The sequence below is a fragment of the Methylobacterium sp. 22177 genome, assembly GCF_052045615.1.
Lineage (GTDB): Bacteria > Pseudomonadota > Alphaproteobacteria > Rhizobiales > Beijerinckiaceae > Methylobacterium > Methylobacterium radiotolerans.
Window position 1 is genome coordinate 47,949 of sequence record NZ_JBQEPK010000031.1, and the last position, 20,312, is coordinate 68,260.

Here is a 20,312-nt window from a genome sequence, read left to right on the forward strand (position 1 = left end):
GTCGTCACGAAACCGTCGTGAAGGCCGCCCGTCTAGGGTGATACACGCTCCGCCGCCGCGAGGAGCAGAGACAGGGATCCGGGATGGAATCGACGCAGAAGCCCGTGGACCGCGACGCCGCCGACGAGGCCGCCGAGCCCCGTCGGCGCGCGGCGGCCAATCCGGCGACGCGGCGCGCGCCGGTGGCCCGGCGCGTGCCGGTCGACCCGGCCGGCACGGCGGCCGCGCCGGCGGCCGACGCCAACGACGAGTGGCCGGCCGCCGCGGCCCCGGCGGAGCCGTCGGTCGGGGCGGCCCGTGAGTCGGTTCTGGAAGCGGGGCGGTCCCTGCGTCACACGCCGGAGCGGTTCGTGAACCGCGAGCTGTCCTGGCTGCAGTTCAATCGGCGCGTGCTGGAGGAGGCGTCGAATCCGAACCACCCGCTCCTGGAGCGCCTCCGCTTCCTGTCGATCTCGGCCAACAACCTCGACGAGTTCTTCATGGTCCGCGTCGCCGGCCTGATCGATCAGGTCCGGGCCGGGATCACGGTGCCGTCGCAGGACGGCCTGTCGCCGTCCGAGCAGCTGGTCCGGATCGGCGCCGAGGTCTCGCGCCTCGCCGCCGACCAGCAGGCCCGCTGGCGGGAGCTGCGCGAGGAGCTGCACGCGGCCGACATCGACATCGTCGAGCCCGCCGCCCTCACGGCCGAGCAGGCGGCGTGGCTGGAGGAGTACTTCCTCAACCACGTCTTCCCGGTCCTGACGCCGCTGGCGATCGATCCGGCCCACCCGTTCCCGTTCATCCCGAATCTCGGCACCACCATCGCGCTGATGCTGGTTCGGCCGAAGGACGGAAGGCTGCTGCGCGCGCTCATCCGCCTGCCCGGCGTCATCGACCGCTTCGTGCGCCTGCCGGTGACCGAGAGCGAGACCGCGGCGCGGTTGATGCCGATCGAGCAGGTGATCGGGATGTTCACCGGCCGGCTCTTCCCGGGCTACCTCGTGAAGGGCAGCGGCGCGTTCCGCGTGGTCCGCGACTCCGACCTGGAGATCGAGGAGGAGGCCGAAGACCTCGTCCTGCATTTCGAGACCGCGCTAAAGCAGCGCCGCCGCGGCGTCGTGATCCGCCTCGAGGTGGAGGCGGGCATGTCGGAAGATCTGCGCAGCTTCGTCGCCGACGAGCTCGAGATCGCCGCGGACGCGATCTTCCTCGTGGAGGGCATGCTGGCCCTGAACGAGCTGTCCCAGGTCGTCGGCATCGACAGGCCCGACCTGAAGTTCAAGCCCTACAACCCGCGCTTCCCCGAGCGCATCCGCGAGAGCGGCGGCGACGTCTTCGCGGCGATCCGCCAGAAGGACTTCATCGTCCACCACCCCTACGAATCCTTCGACTCGGTGGTGCAGTTCCTGGCCCAGGCCGCGCGCGACCCTAACGTCGTCGCGATCAAGCAGACGCTCTACCGCACCTCGTCGAACTCTCCGATCGTCGCGGCCCTCGCCGAGGCCGCCGAGCTCGGCAAATCCGTGACCGCCCTCGTGGAGCTGAAGGCGCGGTTCGACGAGGAAGCCAACATCCGCTGGGCGCGCAACCTCGAGAAGGCGGGCGCGCAGGTCGTGTTCGGCTTCGTCGAGCTCAAGACGCACGCCAAGCTGTCGCTGGTGGTCCGACGGGAGGGCGACAAGCTCGTCACCTACTGCCACGTCGGCACCGGCAACTACCACCCGATCACCGCGCGCATCTACACGGACCTATCGTTCTTCACGGCGGATCCCGCGATCGCGCGGGACGTGTCGCGCATCTTCAACTTCATCACCGGCTACGCCGAGCCGGCCGAACTGGAGCGCATGGCGGTCTCGCCGCTGACGCTGAAGAACCGCCTCCTGGAGCATATCGAGGCGGAGGTGGCCCACGCGAAGGCCGGGCGCCCGGCCGCGATCTGGATCAAGTGCAACTCCCTAGTCGACGGCCAGATCATCGACGCGCTCTACGACGCCTCGGGAGCCGGCGTTCAGATCGACTGCGTGGTCCGGGGCATCTGCTGCCTGCGCCCGGGCATCCCCGGCCTGTCGGAGACGATCCGGGTGAAGTCGATCGTCGGGCGCTTCCTCGAGCACGGGCGCATCTACGCCTTCGGCAACGGCGTCGGGCTGCCGCACCCCAAGGCCACGGTCTACATCTCCTCGGCCGACCTGATGAGCCGGAACCTCGACCGCCGTGTCGAGGCGCTGCTGCCGATCACGAACCCGACGGTGCATCAGCAGGTGCTCGACCAGATCATGCTGGCCAACCTTCTCGACAACCGTCAGAGCTGGCGGCTCCTCGCCTCGGGCGGCTGCGAACGGATCCAGCCCGCCGAGGGCGAGGAGCCGTTCAATGCCCACAAGTATTTCATGACCAATCCCAGCCTCTCGGGACGCGGCAAGGCCTCGAAGAAGTCGAGCCCGCGGGCCCTCAGCCGACGCGCGCAACGCAGCTGAGTTTCGCCGCGCGCCGTCGCTGGGTTAAACCTCCCGCACGGCGCGCCGGCAGGTACGCCGGGCTGATGAAGGACTCGGACGTTTGGGCAGCCCTCTTGCCAATCTCACCCTCGCGCGGGACGCGGAGGCGATCGACCGCGCCGCGCACCATCCGGTGGCGATCATCGATATCGGCTCCAACTCGGTCCGCCTCGTCGCGTATGACGGACTGACCCGGGCGCCGACGCCGCTCTACAACGAGAAAGTGCTCTGCGGCCTGGGCCGCAATGTCCTGACGACCGGCCGGCTGAACGAGGAGGCGGTGGCCCGCGCACTCGCCGCCCTGGGTCGATTCCGGGTGCTGTGCCAGACGATGCGCGTCAGGCAGGTCTTCGTGCTCGCCACCGCGGCGGCGCGGGACGCCGAGAACGGTCCCGGCTTCCTCCGCGCCGCCGAGGAGGCCTGCGGTCAGGAGATCCAGCTGCTCTCCGGACGGCGGGAGGCAGAGCTGTCCGCGCTCGGCGTGGTCTCGGGCTTCCACGCGCCGAACGGCGTGGTGGGCGACATGGGCGGCGGCTCCCTCGAACTCGTGGACGTCCGCGGGGCCGTCGTCGGCCAGGGGGTGACCATGCCCCTCGGCGGTCTCGCCCTGCAGGACCTGTCCGGCGGCTCGGTCAAGAAGGCCGCCAAGATCGTCCGCGAGTACATGCGCAAGGCCGCCCCGCAGCTCGAGACCCTGCGCGGGCGGACCTTCTACGCGGTCGGCGGCACGTGGCGGGCGATCGCGCGGCTCCACCAGGCGGCCCGCGGCTACCCCGTCCACGTGATGCACGGCTACGCGGTGGAGCCCACCGACGAGCTCAGCTTCCTGCAGGTCGTCGAGCAGACCGACGTGGCGCTGCTGCAGGACGTCGACGCGATCTCGGAGGCGCGGCGCCCGCTGCTCGCCTACGGAGCCGTCGTGCTGGAGGAGATCATCCGGGTCGGGCGCCCGCGCGAGGTGGCAATCTCGGCATCGGGCGTCCGCGAGGGCCTGCTGTTCGAGCAGCTCGACCGGGACACAAGGCTGGTCGATCCGCTGCTGGCCTCGGCGTCGGAATTTAACGTCCTGCGCGCGCGCTCGCCGCGCCACGGCGAGGAGTTGATCGCCTGGACGGATCGGTTCGTCGCGACCCTGGACGGCCACGAGACCGCCGACGAGCGCCGCCTGCGCCACGCGGGCTGCCTGCTGTCGGATGTCGGCTGGCGGGCGCATCCGGATTACCGCGGCGAGCAGAGCATCGCGGTGATCCAGAACGCCGCCTTCGTGGGCGTGGATCATCCGGGGCGGGCCTATCTCGCCCTGGCGGTGTCCCTGAAACACATCGGCTTGGCGCCTGAGAAGGCGAACGCGATGCTCCGCAGCGTGGCCGGTCCGCGCCTGTTCGAGCGCGCGCGCCTCCTGGGCGCGCTGCTCCGGATCGCCTTCCCGATCTCGGCCGGCATGGACGGCGCGCTCGGACGGGCGCCGCTCACCGTCGAGGATGGCCGCGTGGTGCTGCGTCTGCCGCAGGAGTGGGAGGCCCTGAGCGGGGATCGCCTGTTGAACCGTGTTCGCGGCCTCGGGCGCGTTGTCGGCCTCGATGGGCGTGTCGAGATCACGGGCGCCGCCGCCTGAACCGCGCCTCGCGGCACCGGCGCCCCGAGAGCAGTGAGACGTGGATTCGGCGTTGCACGGCGGCCCATGGCCGCCGGTGCAGGGATGATCTCGCTCGACGCCGCGTTCCGCTCTCGCGTTCGAGAGCCGGCTTGCCGAGCGCGCGCCGTGCCCGCAGGGGCCGACGACGGCATCGTGACAGTCGCGAAGGTGGACACCGCGCGTCCCCAGTGTCGTCCGCCCACCGGCGGATAGATAAAGGCGCCGTAACACCTATTTAATTTCTCAAGTAATTTTTCTGATTGTTGATGATGGTTTTATACAGTTTCCAAGAATAGCAACGCCATTTTCAAAGTAATCAAGTTCAGTATACTTTAAGATTCTGTCGGCACACAGCGTGATTGTGCGCGAACTTCGCCCTATGATGCGACCGGACAACTGACCGAACTCGCACGCTGGAGCGTTCGCGCAATGAGATTGCTTAGCTATCTCTCAATTCGTGCCGCTATGTGCACGACGATATTCGCAATGGCGCTGATGTTACTGGGATATGCGGGAAATTCTCTGATCGATGCGCGGCACCAGACGCAGCAGGCCCAGTCTGCGGTCACGTTGACTCGCGCGAGCCGCCAACTCCTCAAGACGATCCTCCCAGCGCGTCTCGAGCGGGGGGCAGCCCTCGCCTTGGGCGGAGACGCGGCCGCCGACGCGGAGGGCCTGAGAGCCTACGCGGTGAACCGGGAGGCGATGATCGCGGGCTTCAAGAGCCTTCAGGACCTGTTGCAGAACCAGGATCTGCCCGCCGTGTCGGCGACGTTGGCGAGGCTGAACGCGGCGCAGGACGCCGCGAACCGGCTCCGCCCCCGCATCGATGAGGCTCTGCGCGTCGCGAAGCCGAAGCGGGACCCGGCGCTGTTACCCGCCGTGCTGGCGGCTTTCCAAGATCTCCTCGACGCGCTGACGGCGACCACGGATGCCGTGGATTCGGCCATTCCGCGCTCCGACGCGATCCTGCAGCGCTACCTCGTCCTCAAGCGGTCAGCCTGGTCGACCCGCGTCGCGATCGGCAACGTTGCCCTGCGCGTCCAGACGTCGCTGGCCGCCGGAACGTCGTGGTCGCTGCCCGAGACCGTGGCTGCCGCCGAGGAGCGGGCGCGGCTCCAGTCGGCTTGGTCGAGCACCAGCGAGGCCGCAGCCCAACTCTCGGACGCCACGCGCGCGGCGTTCGAGAGAGCCAAGCGCAGCAATTTCGAGGGCGAGGCGGCGGAAGCGGCGAGGGCGGTCTTCGATGCCCTGAGTCAGCAGCGGGCGTCCCCCTACACGTTCCAGGACATCCGCAAACGGAACACCCTCGAGCAGATGACGATCGTCGATCTGGCCGATGCCGCCCTCGACGAGATGGTGGGACGGGCCGAGACCCTCGCTGCGGCAGCGGACCGGGTTCTCCTGCACAACGCCGCGGCGCTGCTGGCCGTCCTGCTGCTCGTCGGCCTCGGTCTCGTCGCCCTGTTCGAGGGCGTATTGCGGCCGATCCGGATCATCGCCACGGCGATGCGCGCGCTGACCGGGGGTGAGACCGCCGTCGCACTCCCGGTGCAGGCCTACCGGAACGAGTTCGCGCCGATCATGGTGGCCGTGCAGGCGTTCCGGGACAATCTGATCCGCACACGCGAGCTCGAAGGCGAGGCCGAGCGGGCGCGTTTGGACGCCGACGACCAGCGGCGGGACAGCCTGCGCCAGATGGCGCAACGGTTCGAGCAGGCGGTCGGGGGCATGATCGGCCAGGTCGCGGCCTCGGCCACCGCGCTGCAGGTCACGGCACGGTCGATGACGGCGACGGCCACACGGACGGCGGGACAGTCGACGACGGTCGCGACCGCCGCCGAACGAGCCTCCAGCAACGTCAACACCGTGGCGGCGGCCGCCGAGGAGCTCGGCACCTCCGTGCAGGAGATCGGGCGGCAGGCTGACGGCTCGGCGGCTCTCGCACGGCAGGCCGCGGCCGAGGCCGATCGGACCGCCGCGCGCGTGCAGGACCTGAACAGCGCCGTGAACAAGATCGGCGCCGTCGTGGGGCTCATCTCATCGATCGCCGAGCAGACCAATCTGCTGGCGCTCAACGCGACCATCGAGGCAGCGCGCGCGGGCGTCGCCGGCCGCGGCTTCGCGGTCGTGGCTTCCGAGGTGAAGGCGCTGGCCGAGCAGACCGCCAAGGCCACCGACGAGATCTCCGGACAGATCGCGCAGGTGCAGGCCTCCACCGGTCAAGCGGTGGAGGCCATCGCGGCGATCACCGCGCGGATCCGCGAGATCAACGGCGTGGCGGCCTCGATCGCGGCGGCCGTCGAGGAACAGGGTGCGGCAACCCAGGAGATCGTCCGCAATGTCGGGGAGGCGGCTGTCGGCACCGGCGAGGTCACCACCACCATCACCGGGGTCGCGCAGGCGGCCGAGAGCACCGGTCTGGCCGCCGGCCAGGTTCTCGACGCGGCCTCCGCCCTGTCGGACCAGTCCGACCGCCTGACCGCGGAGGTCGGGCGGTTTCTGGCGAGCGTCCGCGTTTCCTACGCGGTCTCCGCCGCGCAGGTCGCGCTGGTCCGGGACAGTTTCGAGACGGTGCAGACGCTGGGCGATGCCGTGGCGGACCTGTTCTACGGACGCCTGTTCGACATCGCGCCGCAGGTCCGGTCGCTCTTCCCGGACGACATGACCGCGCAGAAGCGGAAGCTCGTCGCCATGCTGGCGCTGGCGGTGTCCAACCTCGACAAGCCCGAGGCCCTGGTCGCGACCGTGCGCGATCTCGGGGACCGGCACGCCGGCTACGGCGCGCTGCAGGCGCACTACGAGCCGGTCGGCGCGGCCCTGATCTGGACGCTGGAACAGGAGCTCGGCCCGGACTTCACGCCGGAACTCCGGGAGGCCTGGGTCGAGACCTACCGGGTCATCACCGGCCTGATGACGATGGCCGGAACCGCGAAGGCCGCGTGATCCGGCCCGACGTCAGGCGACGCGATCCGAGAAGATCGCCTTCCTGACCACGGCGTGGACGCCCCAGTTGCCGTCCACGACCTGCGTGATCCCGAAATCGACCGCCACCGACATCAGCGAGATGGCCTCGTCCTCGGTGAGGCCCTTCGCGTGCATCAGGAACTGGCGCATCTTCCGGAAGGCGTCGCGCATGGCGAGGTCGATGGAGGACTTCTGGAAGATCGCGCTCTGGGCGTCCGGACCGAGGTCGCGCAGGTAGTTCGGGTAGCTGAAGCCGGACAGCACCCAGTCGTCCCGGGTCTCGATCATCGGGAAGTCGAGGGCCTCCAGCGGCGTGCCGGGCAGGTCGGCCTTCTTGTGCAGGATGAACTGGAAGGTTCCGGTGAGCGAGCACTCGATCGCGGTGCCGCACAACTCGGAATCGCCCTGGCTGGCGTGGGGGTCGCCCACCGAGAACAGGGCGCCCGGCACCGCCACCGGGTAGTACAGCGTCGCGCCCTTGCCGATCCGCCAGTTGTCGATGTTGCCGCCGGTGTAGCTCGGCGGGATCGTGTTGACCCGGTCGGCCTCGGCGGGCGCGACGCCCATCGTGCCGAAATGCGGCCGGATCGGCACACGGATGCCCTTGAGGACCTCGAAGGTCTTCTGCGTCTTGGAATGATCGACCGGCAGGCCGGGATAGTCGATGGTCGGGTGAGAGACGCCGAACGGGTCGGTGACGCCCGGCCAGCGGAAACTGTAGACCGCCCGGGCCCAGTCGCGCTCGCCGGTGGCGTCGACCTCGTAGATGGTCACGACCTCCCGGGGCTTATCGCCGGTGATCAGGTCGTTGTAGTGGTAGCCCCACCACGCCGCCGCGTTGCTGCCGAAGGCCAGTCCCTTGTACTTGGGATTGGCGCAGGGGCGGGGAGCGACGTCGAGGATGCGCACCTCCAGGACATCGCCGGGCTCGGCGCCGCGGATCGCCACCGGGCCGGTGCAGATATGCACGCCGAGGCCGCCGCCGGGGCCGATCTTGGCGTCCATGGCGCCGGCACCGCGGGGCGAGACGCCCATCTTGTCCTTCGTCCAGAGATAGACACTCTCGGCGCCCGGATCGCCCTGGATCATCCGCTCGGCGTCGTCGCTCGCCTGATGCGTGAGCGTCTCGATCGTGACGAAATCGCCCGAACCGATCTCGACCTTGGGCTTGAGGCTGCGGCTGAAGAAGCCCCAGTGGACGGTCTCGGCATTCGCCGGCAGGTGGTAATGCGCCGTGGCGGCGATCTTGGCCCCGCTCGCCTGGGCCAGGGCCGGGCTCACCAGCGACGGGCCGCCGGCCGCGAGGGCCGCAGCGGCGGCGCCGGTCGCCGCGAAGCCGCTCTTCAGGAAGGCGCGCCGCTCAGGCTCCAGATCCCGCCGGAACCGGCGGCGGTGCTCCTCGAAGGCGTGGCAGGTTGGATCGTCGCCCGCGCACATCGCGTCGTCTCCCGGTGATTTCGTGGCACCGGGACCGGAAAGCAAATCGACGGCCACGCTCGCGGCCGCCGACGGGCACGCCTCATTCCGAGATCATGCCGACACCGCGCTCCTCGGCTCGCGGGGCGGCCTCGTCCGCCTGGGCCTCGACCACGGCGGCGGCCGTGACATTGACGATGCCGCGCGCCGTCACCGACGGCGTCAGGATGTGGGCGGGCTTGGCCGGACCGATCAGGAGTGGGCCGACCGGCAGGGCGTCCGCCAGCACCTTCGCGAACTGGAAGGCGATGTTGGCCGCGTCGAGGTTCGGGAAGATCAGGACGTTGGCCGCGCCCTTGAGGCGGGAGCCGGGCAGCACGCGCTCGCGCACCATCTCGTTGAGGGCCGAATCCGCCTGCATCTCGCCGTCGACCTGCAGCTCGGGATCCCGCGCGTGCAGGAGCGCGAGGGCGTCGCGCATCTTCATCGCGGAGGGCGAATCCGACTGGCCGAAATCCGAGTGGCTGAGCAGCGCGATCTTCGGCGTCATCCCGAAGCGGCTGACATGGCTGGCGCAGGCCTGCGCCACGTCGGCGATCTCCTCGGCGGTCGGGTTCTGGCGGACGTGGGTGTCGGCCAGGAAGTAGGCGCCGTTATGCGTCACGACGAGGCTCATCGCGGCGCACTGCTCCACGCCGGGGGCGAGCCCGATCACGTCGCGGATGATGCGCAGCCGCGTCTCGAACCGGCCCTCGAGGCCGCAGATCAGCGCGTCGGCCTCGCCGCGGCGGACCGCGATGGCGCCGATCACCGTGCTGTTGGTGCGCACCAGGGTGCGCGCCGCGTCGGGGGTGATGCCCCGGCGACCCGCCACCTCCAGATAGGTCTGCACGTAGGCGCGGTAGCGGGGATCGTCCTCGGGATCGATCAGCTCGAAGTCGCGGCCGTGCTCGATCGACAGGCCGAAGCGCTTCAGCCGGGTCTCCACGACCCGTGGCCGGCCGACCAGGATCGGGAAGGCGACCTTGTCCTCGACGATCGCCTGGACGGCGCGGAGCACGCGCTCGTCCTCGCCCTCGGCGTAGATCACGCGCTTGGGCTCGGCCTTCGCCTTCGAGAACAGGGGCTTCATGATCAGGCCGGACCGGTGCACGAACCGGTCGAGGCTCTCGACGTAGGCGTCGAGATCCGGGAGCGGCCGGCCGGCGACGCCCGAATCCATCGCGGCCTTGGCCACGGCCGGGGCGATGCGCAGGATCAGGCGCGGGTCGAACGGGCTCGGGATCAGGGATTTCGGCCCGAACGGCCGGGCCTCGCCGCCGTAGGCGCGGGCGACCACGTCGGAGGTCGTCTCGTGGGCCAGGCCCGCGATCGCCTTCACGGCCGCCTTCTTCATCTCCTCGTTGATCTTGTGGGCCCCGACATCGAGCGCGCCGCGGAAGATGTAGGGGAAGCACAGGACGTTGTTGACCTGGTTCGGGAAGTCCGACCGGCCGGTGCAGATCATCGCGTCCGGCCGCTCCTTCTCGGCCAGGTCCGGCATGATCTCCGGATAGGGGTTGGCGAGCGCCATGATCAGCGGCTTCTCGGCCATCTCCTTCAGGTACTCGGGCTTGAGCACGCCGCCGGCCGAGAGGCCGATGAACACATCCGCCCCCGGGATCACCTCGGCGAGCGTCCGCTTGTCGGTCTCCTGCGCGTAGACGTCCTTCCAGCGGTCCATCAGCTCGGGGCGGCCCTTGTAGACGACGCCCTTGATGTCGGTGACCGTGATGTTCTCGCGGGTCGCGCCGAGCGACACGAGCAGGTTGAGGCAGGCGAGGGCCGCCGCGCCGGCACCGGACGTGACGATCCGGACGTCGGACAGGTTCTTGCCGGCGAGTTCCAGGCCGTTGAGGACGGCCGCCGCCACGATGATCGCTGTGCCGTGCTGATCGTCGTGGAAGACCGGGATGTTCATCCGGGCCCGGCACTGCTCCTCGACCTCGAAGCACTCGGGCGCCTTGATGTCCTCCAGGTTGATGCCGCCGAAGGTCGGCTCGAGGGCGCAGACCACGTCGACGAGCTTGGACACGTTCTTCTGGTCGACCTCGATGTCGAAGACGTCGATGCCGGCGAATTTCTTGAACAGGACGGCCTTGCCCTCCATCACGGGCTTCGAGGCCAGCGGGCCGATATCGCCCAGGCCCAGCACGGCCGTGCCGTTGGAGAGCACCGCCACGAGGTTCTGGCGGATCGTGAGCTCGGCGGCCTGCTGCGGGTCGTCGTGGATCGCCATGCAGGCGGCGGCGACGCCGGGCGAGTAGGCCAGGGCGAGGTCGCGCTGGTTGCCGAGCGGCTTGGTCGCCTGGATCTCCAGCTTCCCGGGCTTGGGCAGGCGGTGGTAGACGAGCGCCCCGGCCTTGAGGTCCTCGGACATGTTATCGGCCATCGCCCACGCTCCCGCTCACCTTCTTCACCGAGGACGACGCGGCCGCACATCGCGCAGGCTCGCGTCATGACCGGTCTGTTGCACCGGCTGCGCAGGGGGCGCAACCCGCACAACGAGACCCGGATCCACCTTGCCAAGCTGGCGAGGACCTACGGCTTCTCCATAGGCGCTTATTCGTACGGGCGTCCAAAAGTCCGCTTCCCGGAGAGCGGACGGCGGCTGACGATCGGCCGCTATTGTTCCATCGCCGACAAGGTCGAGATCCTGCTCGGCGGCGATCATCGCCTCGACTGGGCGTCGACCTACCCGTTCGCCGCGATGCGCGGCCTGTTCCCGGACGCCGATGCGCCGGAGGATTACCACGCCTCCCGGGGTGACGTGGTGATCGGCAACGATGTCTGGCTGGGATCAGGCTGCATGATCCTGTCGGGCGTGACGGTCGGCCACGGCGCCGTGGTGGCCGCCCGCGCCGTGGTGACCCGCGACGTGCCGGCCTACACCGTCGTAGCCGGCAACCCGGCCCGGGTCGTGCGCCGCCGCTTCGACGCGGCGACCGCCGAGGCGCTCGTGGGGTCGGCGTGGTGGGACCTGCCGCACGATGCGGTGACGCGGCTCGTGCCGCTGCTCCAGAGCGGGCGGATCACGGACCTGCTCGCGGCGTTGCGCGCCGGCGCGGTTTCCCGTACCGGCGGGGCCCATCACGAAGACCATCCGAGATCCGGACGATGACCGACACCCCCCCTGACCGCCTCGCCTCCAACCCGAACAGCCCGTTCTACGACGAGAAGGTGCTGGAGCGCGGGGTCGGTGTCCGGTTCAAGGGCGTCGAGAAGACCAACGTCGAGGAATACTGCGTGAGCGAGGGCTGGGTCCGGCTCTCGGCCGGCAAGGCTCTCGACCGGGCCGGCAATCCGATGACGGTGAAGCTGAAGGGCACCGTGGAGCCCTATTTCCGCGACCCCGCCGCGGACGCCTGATCCGCCACCCGCGCCAGCGCGGCCTCGAAGTTCCGGACGGCCTCCCGGACGAGCTTCCCGACCCGATCCGGCGAGCGCGGCCCGTCGATGACGAGGCTCGCGAGGATGTCGGAGCGGCGGGCACGCTGCTTCGCGGTGCGCGCGTGGTTCGAGACGCGCAGGTGCCAGGCGCAGTCCGGTCGCCGCAGGTACAGGCTGTCGCCGCGCTCGTTCCGGGCGACGATCGCGAAGCCCTGCGCCTCCAGCATCCGCGCCGCGAGACCCAGCGCCTCGAGCGGCGGGAGCGAGCTGTCGGCGGTCATGGGCCGGCCGGCTCGATCGTGCCGAGGCGGCGCCGCCCGAGCGCCCGCGCCTTGAGCGCCAGGGCCGGCCGCTCGACCCCGTACCAGGACAGGGCCGCGACCGGCAGGGTGAGGGCGAGGGCCGGCGCCAGGAGCGCGGGCCCGGAGGCAGCGGGCCACAGCGCGTTCAAGCTCTGCTGGATCGGCCAGCCGTAGAGATAGATCCCGTAGGAGAGATCGGCCGACGGGTCGCACAGGCCGCGCGCGAGGGGGCCGAGGGCTAGCCAGACCACGCCGTAGGCCTCGGCGAGGAACAGCAGGGCCGGGTAGGCCGGCGTTCGCGCGAGGGCGAAGGCGCCGAAGACCAGACAGGCGAGGGCGGCGGCCGAGACCCGCAGGCGGTCGCGCCACAGGTAGAGGCACGCGCCGGCCGCGAAGATCAGCGGCAGGCGCAGCGCCGTCTCGGTGCCCTTGGGTAGGTCGGGACCGCGGAGGCCGCAGGCGATCGACAGGGCGAGTGCCAGTCCGGCCACGATCAGGGGGGCCGACCACCGGCGCCGGAGCAGGCCGGACAGGGCGGCCGCGAGAACGCCGAGGTAGCACAGCACCTCGTATTTCAGCGTCCAGACCGTGCCGAGCGGCGCCCGGTAGGGATTGGCTTCGAAGACGCCGGGGAGGGCGGCGTTGCTCTTGAAGGTCGTCAGCGTCCCGCGGATGAACGACCATAGGGCCGGATCGCGCAGGTACTCGGCGACCGGCAGGCGCGTCAGCGCCGCCCCGAGACCCAGCGACACAACGAGGGTCGCGGCGACCAGTCCGGGCAGGATCCGCAAGGTCCGGGCGAGGGCGTAGTCCCGGATGCCGCGGCGGTCGCAGCTCATCGTGACCAGGAATCCCGACACGGCGAAGAAGCCGTTCACCGCGTGCTCGCCCAGCGTGTAGCCGGTGAGCCGGGCGAGGGGCTCGTCGCCGGCCGCGCCGGTCGCGACGCTGAACGCGTGGGACACCACGACGGCGAGAGCCAGCAGCAGCCGCAAGCCGGTGAAGCCGTTGCGCCCGCGTTCCAGCGCGGTCGCGATCGTCGGCGCGCTCATCCGGTCAGCCCCTCGCGGGCCAGCGCGGTCCGGCCCCGCAGGAAGGCGAGGGCGCCGGCGGCCGAGCCGCCGTAGCGCTCCAGTCCCGCCCGACGCAGGACCAGCCCGGACAGCAGCGCCTTCGGCACATTGGCCGCCAGCGCGGCGAGGCTCGGGTCCGCGAGGCCGTATTTCCGGCTGACATAGGCGCGCGACCACGCCTGATGCCAGCGCGCGCGAAACACCCGTCCCGGCTCGGGCGCCGACGACCGGCCGCGCTCGTGCAGCGCTTCGGCGCGGTGGACATGGATCAGCGCACGACCGCGATCGGCCACGCGCCGGCACAGGTCGTCGTCCTCGTAGAACAGGAAGATGTTCTCGTCGAAGCCGCCGAGGTCGAGGAACAGGGCGCGCGGCATCAGCAAGCAGGCCCCGGAGAGAAACGGCGCGCAGGCATCGCCCTGCGGGAGCGCGAGCCGGCCGGCGGGATTGGTCAGGTAGGGCGCGAGCAGGGACCGCGCCTGGAAGAAGAAGCGCCCGTCGGGCTCGACGAGGCGCGGGGCGAGCAGGCCCGCGTCCGGCCAGGATCGGGCCGCCTCCAGCAGGGCATCAACGGCGCCCGGCCGCAGCTCGACGTCCGGGTTGACGATGAGGACGTGCTCCGCCGTCTCGGCCGCGCGGACGCCCCGGTTGTTGGCGCGACCGTAGCCCTCGTTGCGGGCGTTGCGGATCACCTGCGCGCCCGCGGCCTCCGCGACGGACGCGGAGGCGTCCCGGCTGGCATTGTCGACCACGATCGCCGGCACGTGCTGCCCGGCCAGCGCCGCGAGGCAGCCGGGCAGCACGTCGGCGCTGTCATGCGCGACGACGATCGCGACGAGACTCGGCACCGGGCGGCGGTTCGCGCCGCCTCAGGCCTTCTTCTCGGGCAGGTTGAGCCGGATGTGCAGCTCGCGCAGCTGCTTGGGCGTCGCCTCGGAGGGCGCGCCCATCATCAGGTCCTCGGCGCGCTGGTTCATCGGGAACAGCACCACCTCGCGGATGTTCGGCTCGTTGCACAGGAGCATGACGATGCGGTCCACACCCGGCGCGATGCCGCCGTGCGGCGGGGCGCCCATGCGCAGGGCGTTCAGCATGCCGCCGAACTTCTGCTCCAGGACCTCGTGGCCGTAGCCGGCGATCGCGAAGGCCTTCTCCATCACGTCCGGACGGTGGTTGCGGATCGCGCCCGACGACAGCTCCACGCCGTTGCAGACGATGTCGTACTGGAACGCCTTGATGTCCAGGATCCGCTTGGTGTTCGCGCCGTTCTCGTCCTCGCTGGAGAGCGCGTCGAGGTCGAGCGCCAGGAACGCCTCGCGGTCGATGTTCGGCATCGAGAACGGGTTGTGGGAGAAGTCGATCCGCTTCTCTTCCTCGCTCCACTCGTACATCGGGAAGTCGGTGATCCAGCAGAAGGCGTACTGGTCCTTGTCGCAGAGGCCCAGCTCGTCGCCGATGCGGATGCGCGCCTTGCCGGCGAGGCCGGCCGCCTTGCCCTCGGCGCCGGCCGAGAAGAACACCGCGTCGCCCGCCTTGGCACCGGCCCGCTCGGCGATCAGCGCCTGGACCTCGGCCGGGATGAACTTGGCGATCGGCCCCTTGCCGGTGAGCTGCCCGTTCTCCTCCTCGAACACGACATAGCCGAGCCCCGGCGCGCCCTCCGAACGGGCCCAGTCGTTGAGCTTGTCGAAGAACGAGCGCGACTGCGCCGCCGCACCGGTCGCCGGGATCGCCCGGACCACGCCGCCGGAAGCGATCACGCCCTTGAACGCCTTGAAGGCCACGTCCTCGCGGGCGAACAGGTCGGTGACGTCGGCGATGATCAGCGGATTGCGCAGGTCCGGCTTGTCGACGCCGTACTTCAGCATCGAGTCCGCGTAGGTGATCCGCGGGAATTCCTTGGTGACGCGCTTGCCCTCGGCGAACTCCTCGAACACGCCGCGCAGGACCGGCTCGACCGCCTGGAACACGTCCTCCTGGGTGACGAAGCTCATCTCGATGTCGAGCTGGTAGAACTCGCCCGGCGAGCGGTCGGCGCGGGCATCCTCGTCGCGGAAGCAGGGCGCGATCTGGAAGTAGCGGTCGAAGCCCGCGATCATCGTCAGCTGCTTGAACTGCTGCGGCGCCTGCGGGAGCGCGTAGAACTTGCCGGGATGGACCCGCGACGGCACGAGGTAGTCGCGCGCGCCTTCCGGGCTCGACGCGGTCAGGATCGGCGTCTGGAACTCGAAGAAGCCGCCCTCGCGCATCCGGCGGCGGAGCGAGTCGATGATCGCGCCGCGCTTCATGATGTTGGCGTGCAGCTTCTCCCGGCGCAGGTCGAGGAAGCGGTACCGGAGCCGCGTCTCCTCCGGGTACTCGAGGTCGCCGAAGACCGGCAGCGGCAGCTCGCCGGCCGGACCCAGCACCTCGAGGTCGTCGATGTAGACCTCGACCGCGCCGGTCGGCAGCTCGGCATTCTCGGTACCGGCCGGTCGCGTGCGGACGCGGCCGTCGATCCGCACGACCCATTCCGAGCGGACGGTCTCGGCGGCCTTGAAGGCCGGGGAATCGGAATCGATCACGCACTGCGTCAGGCCGTAATGGTCCCGCAGATCCACGAACAGCACGCCCCCGTGGTCGCGGATGCGGTGGCACCAGCCGGAGAGGCGGACACTCTGCCCGACGTCGGACGGGCGGAGCGCCCCGCAGGTGTGGGAACGGTAACGGTGCATGACGGGCTTCTTCTGTGGGAAGGCCGGCACCATTCACGCGAGGCCCCCCAAGTCAAGCGCGGGGCGCGCAGAACGGCGCCGAAAGCCGCGCGCGACTCGCCCGCCGGCCTACCGGAAGAGGCTCCCGATCCCCATATGAACTCCATGAACGACAACGTCTTTTTCGATCTGAAGCGGCCCGCTAAGCCGGCGCCCGAACGCGTCCCAGCCGGGTGGCGGACGCTGCCCCTCGAGGGCCGTTTCGACCTCGTCTACGAGGACGCGACCGGGGCCTGGAGCAACCGGTCCCTCGAGGCGCGCGAGCTGAGGCTCGGTCCCGGCCGGACGCTGCTCGGCGGCATCGACGCCCGGCGCGGCGGCTATCGCGGGTTCCGCGTCGACCGGATCCGGCGTCTCGTCGATCGGGCCACCGGCGAGCGCATCGAGACTGGCATCCTCGACCGCCTGCTGGGCCGCGCCGAGGCGCAGCGCCGTGCCGACGCGCTGCGGATCCGCCGGCAGGCCCGGGCGCGCCGGAAGGCGGCGGTCGCGGCCGTGGCGTGACCGCGGTCGCCGAGCCGCGCGTGAAAGTGCGAAAGATGGGGACCTGCGAAGCCGCGTCTCCCCATGTCCGCCGCGGTTGCGTATAGCCGGTGCATGGACCTGATCACCACCACTGACGCGCTGCGCCAGATCTGCACACGTCTCGCCGAGCAGCCCTTCGTGACCGTCGACACGGAGTTCATGCGTGAGACGACGTATTATCCGAAACTGTGCCTGATCCAGATGGCGGCACCGGACGGGACCGCCGTCCTGGTCGACCCGCTGGCGCCCGGGATCGACCTGGATCCGTTCATCGCGCTCATGGCCGACGAGCGCACCGTCAAGGTGTTCCATTCCGCCCGTCAGGACCTGGAGATCATCTGGCTGATCGGCGGGATCCTGCCGCACCCGTTCTTCGACACGCAGGTCGCCGCCATGGTCTGCGGCTACGGCGACTCCGTCTCGTACGAGCAGCTCGTCAACGACGTCGCCAAGGCCAAGATCGACAAGTCGTCCCGCTTCACCGACTGGTCGCGGCGGCCGCTGTCGGAGGCGCAGCTGACCTACGCGCTGTCCGACGTCACCCACTTGGTGAAGATCTACGAGGTCCTCGTCGCCGAGTTGCTGCGGACAGACCGCGGCGCTTGGCTCGACGAGGAGATGGCGGTGCTGACCTCGCCGGAGACCTACCGCGCCGATCCCGCCCAGGCGTGGCGCCGCCTCTCCGGCCGGATGCGCAAGCCGCGCGAGATCGCCGTGCTGATGGAGGTGGCGGCTTGGCGCGAGAGCGAGGCGCAGACGCGCAACGTCCCGCGCGGGCGCGTCCTGAAGGATGAGGCGGTCATCGACATCGCGTCGGCGGCGCCGCGGAGCGCCGAGGCGCTCGGGCGCCTGCGGACGATCCCGGCGGGCTTCGAGCGGTCCCGGACGGGGGCCGACATCGTCGCCGCCGTCGAGCGCGGCCTCGCCCGCGACACCAGCGCCGTCCGGATGCCCGAGCGCGTGCGGCGGAGCGGCGGCAACGGCGCGATCGTCGAGCTGCTGAAGGTCCTGCTGAAGGCGGTCTGCGAGGCCGAGGGCGTCGCGCCCAAGATCATCGCCACGGTCGACGACCTGGAAGCCGTCGCTGACGACGATGCCGCCGAGGTACCGGCGCTGCAGGGGTGGCGTCGGACGCTGTTCGGGGAGAAGGCGCTGGCGCTGAAGCAGGGCCGGCTGGCGCTGTCGGTCGAGTCGGGCCGGATCGTGGTCCGCCCTCTCGAGGCCGAGCCCGCGGCCGCCGGCGCCGACGTGAACGGATGACGCCGGGGCGACGCTGACGGCACAAACTCCGCGGTCGGGCGTGACTCGCCGCAGGTCCGGGATTAAATGGCAATTGGATTGCCGCTTAATCCCGCCCCTGCGTCCCGCGTATGTTCGAGCCGAACGAGATTTTGAAGACGCTGACCGGGCGCGGTCTCGTATCGGCTGAAGGGTGCGAGTCCGTGCGCGTCCGCTACCGGGTTGTCATCGAGCGGCGCGAGGGCGGCGTCGTCGCTTACGGCAACCTCTACGGCAGCTACGCGGGCCTGCGACCGGTCTGGCTCGAGCCGGATGCCCAACTCCGCCTGTCCAGTGGCCGTCGCCTCAACATCTCCGTGACCGATCTGATCGGCGACGTCGCCGACTTCGAGAGCACCGGGCCGGTCGGGGCGCTCTGACGCCGCCGGGGATCTTCCGCGGGATCCCGGACGGCGTCACGGATCGGTGCGCGCGTCCCGGCAGCGATTCTTAAGAACGGGACGATTCGGCAATTTGTCGCGCGCGAACCCTACCGAACGGGAGGGGATCCTCAAAAAAATCGGATGCGGCGACTGGGCGCACGGCCGCATTTTGGGAAAATTCGGCAACGAAGAGCCACCGAAGCGTCTCGCAGTGCGATCAAGCGGGGGGCCTCCGCCGCGGGCGCCCGATGCCCCTGCGACCCTCGTCCGCGCGAACGACGCATGCTCAAGCCCAGCAAAGCTCGTTCGTGTGCAAGGTCTGCATGGGACACGCACACGTGCCCGTGAGATCGGGGCGAGACGACCGAAGAACGCTTGTGCGTCGCAACATTTCTTTTCGCAAAAGCATGACATCGGCGGGGCCTGTGTCACCCGAAAAGAAGCTTTCACCGTGTGCCCACAGGCGCGGAACAGCGAGTTGACGGCGCTCAAAAATCTCTTAAGGTCCGGGCAAGCCTCGGTTTCGAGGGAGCCGCCTCAGGGATGGCGGTTCCTGGCTAGGGGATCAGTAGATCTCCTCGAAGTCCACTATGCCCGCTACCGAGGCGTCCATCCCTGTCGCAAACAGTCAGGTCGGAGTCCGAGCGACGCCACTCTCGTCGCGCGCCGCGAGAACTCTCAAGACTTGTCGGAGGAACCCATGAGAGCGGTACATCTCCTTGCGCTCGGCGCAGGTGTCGCGGCCGTCGCCGCGCCGGCGCTGGCCAATGAAAGCGTCATGAAGGGCATCGCCAACCCGGCGGAACAGGTTCTTCAGACGGTGGACTACGCGAATACGCGTTACTCGAAGCTCGACCAGATCAACGCCAAGAACGTCAAGGACCTGCAGGTCGCCTGGACGTTCTCGACCGGCGTGCTGCGCGGCCACGAGGGCTCGCCGCTCGTCGTCGGCAACGTGATGTACGTGCACACGCCGTTCCCGAACATCGTGTACGCCCTCGACCTCGACCACGAGGCGAAGATCCTCTGGAAGTACGAGCCGAAGCAGGATCCGTCCGTGATCCCGGTCATGTGCTGTGACACGGTCAACCGCGGCCTTGCCTACGCCGACGGCGCCCTCATCCTGCACCAGGCCGACACCACCGTCGTGTCGCTAGACGCCAAGACCGGCAAGGTGAACTGGTCGGTGAAGAACGGCGACCCGGGCAAGGGCGCGACCAACACCGCCACCGTCCTCCCCGTGAAGGACAAGGTCCTCGTCGGCATCTCCGGCGGCGAGTTCGGCGTGCAGTGCTCCATCACCGCCTACGACCTGAAGACCGGCAAGCGCGTGTGGCGCGGCTACTCGGAAGGCCCGGACGACCAGCTCCTGGTCGACCCGGAGAAGACCACCTCGCTCGGAAAGCCCATCGGCAAGGACTCCTCGCTGAAGACCTGGGAAGGCGATCAGTGGAAGACCGGCGGCGGCTGCACCTGGGGCTGGTACTCCTACGACCCCAAGCTGAACCTCGTGTACTACGGCTCGGGCAACCCCTCGACCTGGAACCCGAAGCAGCGTCCGGGCGACAACAAGTGGTCGATGACCATTTGGGCGCGTAACCCGGACACCGGCATGGCCAAGTGGGTCTACCAGATGACCCCGCACGATGAGTGGGACTACGACGGCATCAACGAGATGATCCTCACGGATCAAAAGGTCGACGGCAAGGAGACCCCGCTCCTGACCCACTTCGACCGTAACGGCTTCGGCTACACGCTGAACCGCGACACGGGCGAGCTGCTGGTGGCCGAAAAGTTCGACCCGGCCGTCAATTGGGCGTCCAAGGTCGACATGGACAAGGGCTCCAAGAACTATGGCCGCCCGCTCGTCCAGGCGAAATACTCGACCGAGCAGAACGGCGAGGACGTGAACTCCAAGGGCATCTGCCCGGCGGCCCTCGGGTCGAAGGACGAGCAGCCCGCGGCCTTCTCCCCGAAGACCAACCTGTTCTACGTCCCCACCAACCACGTCTGCATGGACTACGAGCCGTTCCGGGTGACCTACACCCCGGGCCAGCCCTACGTCGGTGCGAC

At 69.6% G+C, this 20,312-nt stretch carries 15 protein-coding genes; 9 read left to right on the plus strand and 6 right to left on the minus strand.

Features of this window, described 5'->3' with window-relative positions:
* The first annotated feature begins 83 nt into the window (after positions 1–83).
* From ACTJK8_RS23305 to ACTJK8_RS23315, 3 genes are all read left to right on the plus strand, one after another.
* Entirely contained in the window at positions 84–2,456 is a 2,373-nt protein-coding gene (locus tag ACTJK8_RS23305) for an RNA degradosome polyphosphate kinase (RefSeq protein WP_024831104.1), read from the plus strand.
* 82 nt (positions 2,457–2,538) lie between these two features.
* A complete protein-coding gene (gene ppx, locus ACTJK8_RS23310) occupies positions 2,539–4,092 on the plus strand; it encodes an exopolyphosphatase (protein ID WP_440762567.1) in 1,554 nt (517 codons plus the stop codon).
* Positions 4,093–4,542: 450 nt separating this feature from the next.
* The gene (locus ACTJK8_RS23315; protein ID WP_440762568.1) at positions 4,543–7,059 is read left to right on the plus strand and encodes a methyl-accepting chemotaxis protein; all 2,517 of its coding nucleotides are present in this window, start codon (positions 4,543–4,545) and stop codon (positions 7,057–7,059) included.
* A gap of 12 nt (positions 7,060–7,071) precedes the next feature.
* Here ACTJK8_RS23315 and ACTJK8_RS23320 read toward each other — a convergent pair whose 3' ends face one another.
* A complete protein-coding gene (locus ACTJK8_RS23320; RefSeq protein ID WP_012317504.1) occupies positions 7,072–8,517 on the minus strand; it encodes an acetamidase/formamidase family protein in 1,446 nt (481 codons plus the stop codon).
* Positions 8,518–8,599: 82 nt separating this feature from the next.
* Positions 8,600–10,927, minus strand: coding sequence for an NADP-dependent malic enzyme (locus tag ACTJK8_RS23325; RefSeq protein ID WP_440762569.1), 2,328 nt, complete (start codon positions 10,925–10,927; stop codon positions 8,600–8,602).
* A gap of 66 nt (positions 10,928–10,993) precedes the next feature.
* On the opposite strand from ACTJK8_RS23325, the gene ACTJK8_RS23330 reads away from it, so the two are divergent.
* Together ACTJK8_RS23330 and ACTJK8_RS23335 are read left to right on the plus strand one after the other, a co-directional pair.
* Positions 10,994–11,656 carry a CatB-related O-acetyltransferase gene (locus tag ACTJK8_RS23330; RefSeq protein ID WP_179239954.1) on the plus strand — a complete coding sequence of 221 codons (663 nt, stop codon included), beginning with the start codon at positions 10,994–10,996 and terminating at the stop codon, positions 11,654–11,656.
* Complete coding sequence (locus ACTJK8_RS23335) at positions 11,653–11,904, plus strand: DUF3297 family protein (protein WP_020091812.1); 252 nt, start codon at positions 11,653–11,655, stop codon at positions 11,902–11,904. The genes ACTJK8_RS23330 and ACTJK8_RS23335 overlap by 4 nt, the downstream gene beginning before the upstream one ends.
* Here ACTJK8_RS23335 and ACTJK8_RS23340 read toward each other — a convergent pair.
* From ACTJK8_RS23340 to aspS, 4 genes are read right to left on the minus strand one after another with little or no spacing between them, the layout of a single operon-like run.
* The gene (locus ACTJK8_RS23340; RefSeq protein ID WP_012317508.1) at positions 11,874–12,206 is read right to left on the minus strand and encodes a hypothetical protein; all 333 of its coding nucleotides are present in this window, start codon (positions 12,204–12,206) and stop codon (positions 11,874–11,876) included. The two genes, ACTJK8_RS23335 and ACTJK8_RS23340, sit on opposite strands and share 31 nt — an antisense overlap.
* Entirely contained in the window at positions 12,203–13,279 is a 1,077-nt protein-coding gene (locus tag ACTJK8_RS23345; protein ID WP_024831099.1) for an acyltransferase family protein, read from the minus strand. The genes ACTJK8_RS23340 and ACTJK8_RS23345 overlap by 4 nt, the downstream gene beginning before the upstream one ends.
* Entirely contained in the window at positions 13,276–14,148 is an 873-nt protein-coding gene (locus ACTJK8_RS23350; protein WP_440762570.1) for a glycosyltransferase family 2 protein, read from the minus strand. Before ACTJK8_RS23350 ends, ACTJK8_RS23345 begins: the two co-directional genes overlap by 4 nt.
* 21 nt (positions 14,149–14,169) lie before the next feature.
* On the minus strand, positions 14,170–16,014 hold the full coding sequence (aspS, locus tag ACTJK8_RS23355; protein ID WP_029358375.1) for an aspartate--tRNA ligase: 1,845 nt from the start codon (positions 16,012–16,014) through the stop codon (positions 14,170–14,172).
* A 144-nt stretch (positions 16,015–16,158) separates the two neighbouring features.
* On the opposite strand from aspS, the gene ACTJK8_RS23360 reads away from it, so the two are divergent.
* The 4 genes from ACTJK8_RS23360 to ACTJK8_RS23375 form a co-directional block, all read left to right on the plus strand.
* Positions 16,159–16,557, plus strand: coding sequence for a hypothetical protein (locus ACTJK8_RS23360; RefSeq protein WP_029358377.1), 399 nt, complete (start codon positions 16,159–16,161; stop codon positions 16,555–16,557).
* Between the two features lie 93 nt (positions 16,558–16,650).
* Positions 16,651–17,838 carry a ribonuclease D gene (gene rnd / locus ACTJK8_RS23365; protein WP_029358378.1) on the plus strand — a complete coding sequence of 396 codons (1,188 nt, stop codon included), beginning with the start codon at positions 16,651–16,653 and terminating at the stop codon, positions 17,836–17,838.
* 182 nt (positions 17,839–18,020) lie between these two features.
* Entirely contained in the window at positions 18,021–18,236 is a 216-nt protein-coding gene (locus ACTJK8_RS23370; RefSeq protein WP_234741295.1) for a hypothetical protein, read from the plus strand.
* A 703-nt stretch (positions 18,237–18,939) separates the two neighbouring features.
* Positions 18,940–20,312 (plus strand): PQQ-dependent dehydrogenase, methanol/ethanol family (locus tag ACTJK8_RS23375; protein ID WP_440762571.1); only part of this gene is annotated, 1,373 nt, incomplete at its 3' end.

Coding starts and splice junctions, on each gene's coding strand:
- aspS (WP_029358375.1), bottom strand. CDS start 16,014: ATGCACCGTTACCGTTCCCACACCTGCGGGGCGCTCCGCCCGTCCGAC.
- ACTJK8_RS23320 (WP_012317504.1), bottom strand. CDS start 8,517: ATGTGCGCGGGCGACGATCCAACCTGCCACGCCTTCGAGGAGCACCGC.
- ACTJK8_RS23305 (WP_024831104.1), top strand. CDS start 84: ATGGAATCGACGCAGAAGCCCGTGGACCGCGACGCCGCCGACGAGGCC.
- ACTJK8_RS23335 (WP_020091812.1), top strand. CDS start 11,653: ATGACCGACACCCCCCCTGACCGCCTCGCCTCCAACCCGAACAGCCCG.
- ACTJK8_RS23325 (WP_440762569.1), bottom strand. CDS start 10,927: ATGGCCGATAACATGTCCGAGGACCTCAAGGCCGGGGCGCTCGTCTAC.
- ACTJK8_RS23330 (WP_179239954.1), top strand. CDS start 10,994: ATGACCGGTCTGTTGCACCGGCTGCGCAGGGGGCGCAACCCGCACAAC.
- ACTJK8_RS23360 (WP_029358377.1), top strand. CDS start 16,159: ATGAACGACAACGTCTTTTTCGATCTGAAGCGGCCCGCTAAGCCGGCG.
- ACTJK8_RS23340 (WP_012317508.1), bottom strand. CDS start 12,206: ATGACCGCCGACAGCTCGCTCCCGCCGCTCGAGGCGCTGGGTCTCGCG.
- ACTJK8_RS23315 (WP_440762568.1), top strand. CDS start 4,543: ATGAGATTGCTTAGCTATCTCTCAATTCGTGCCGCTATGTGCACGACG.
- rnd (WP_029358378.1), top strand. CDS start 16,651: ATGGACCTGATCACCACCACTGACGCGCTGCGCCAGATCTGCACACGT.
- ACTJK8_RS23345 (WP_024831099.1), bottom strand. CDS start 13,279: ATGAGCGCGCCGACGATCGCGACCGCGCTGGAACGCGGGCGCAACGGC.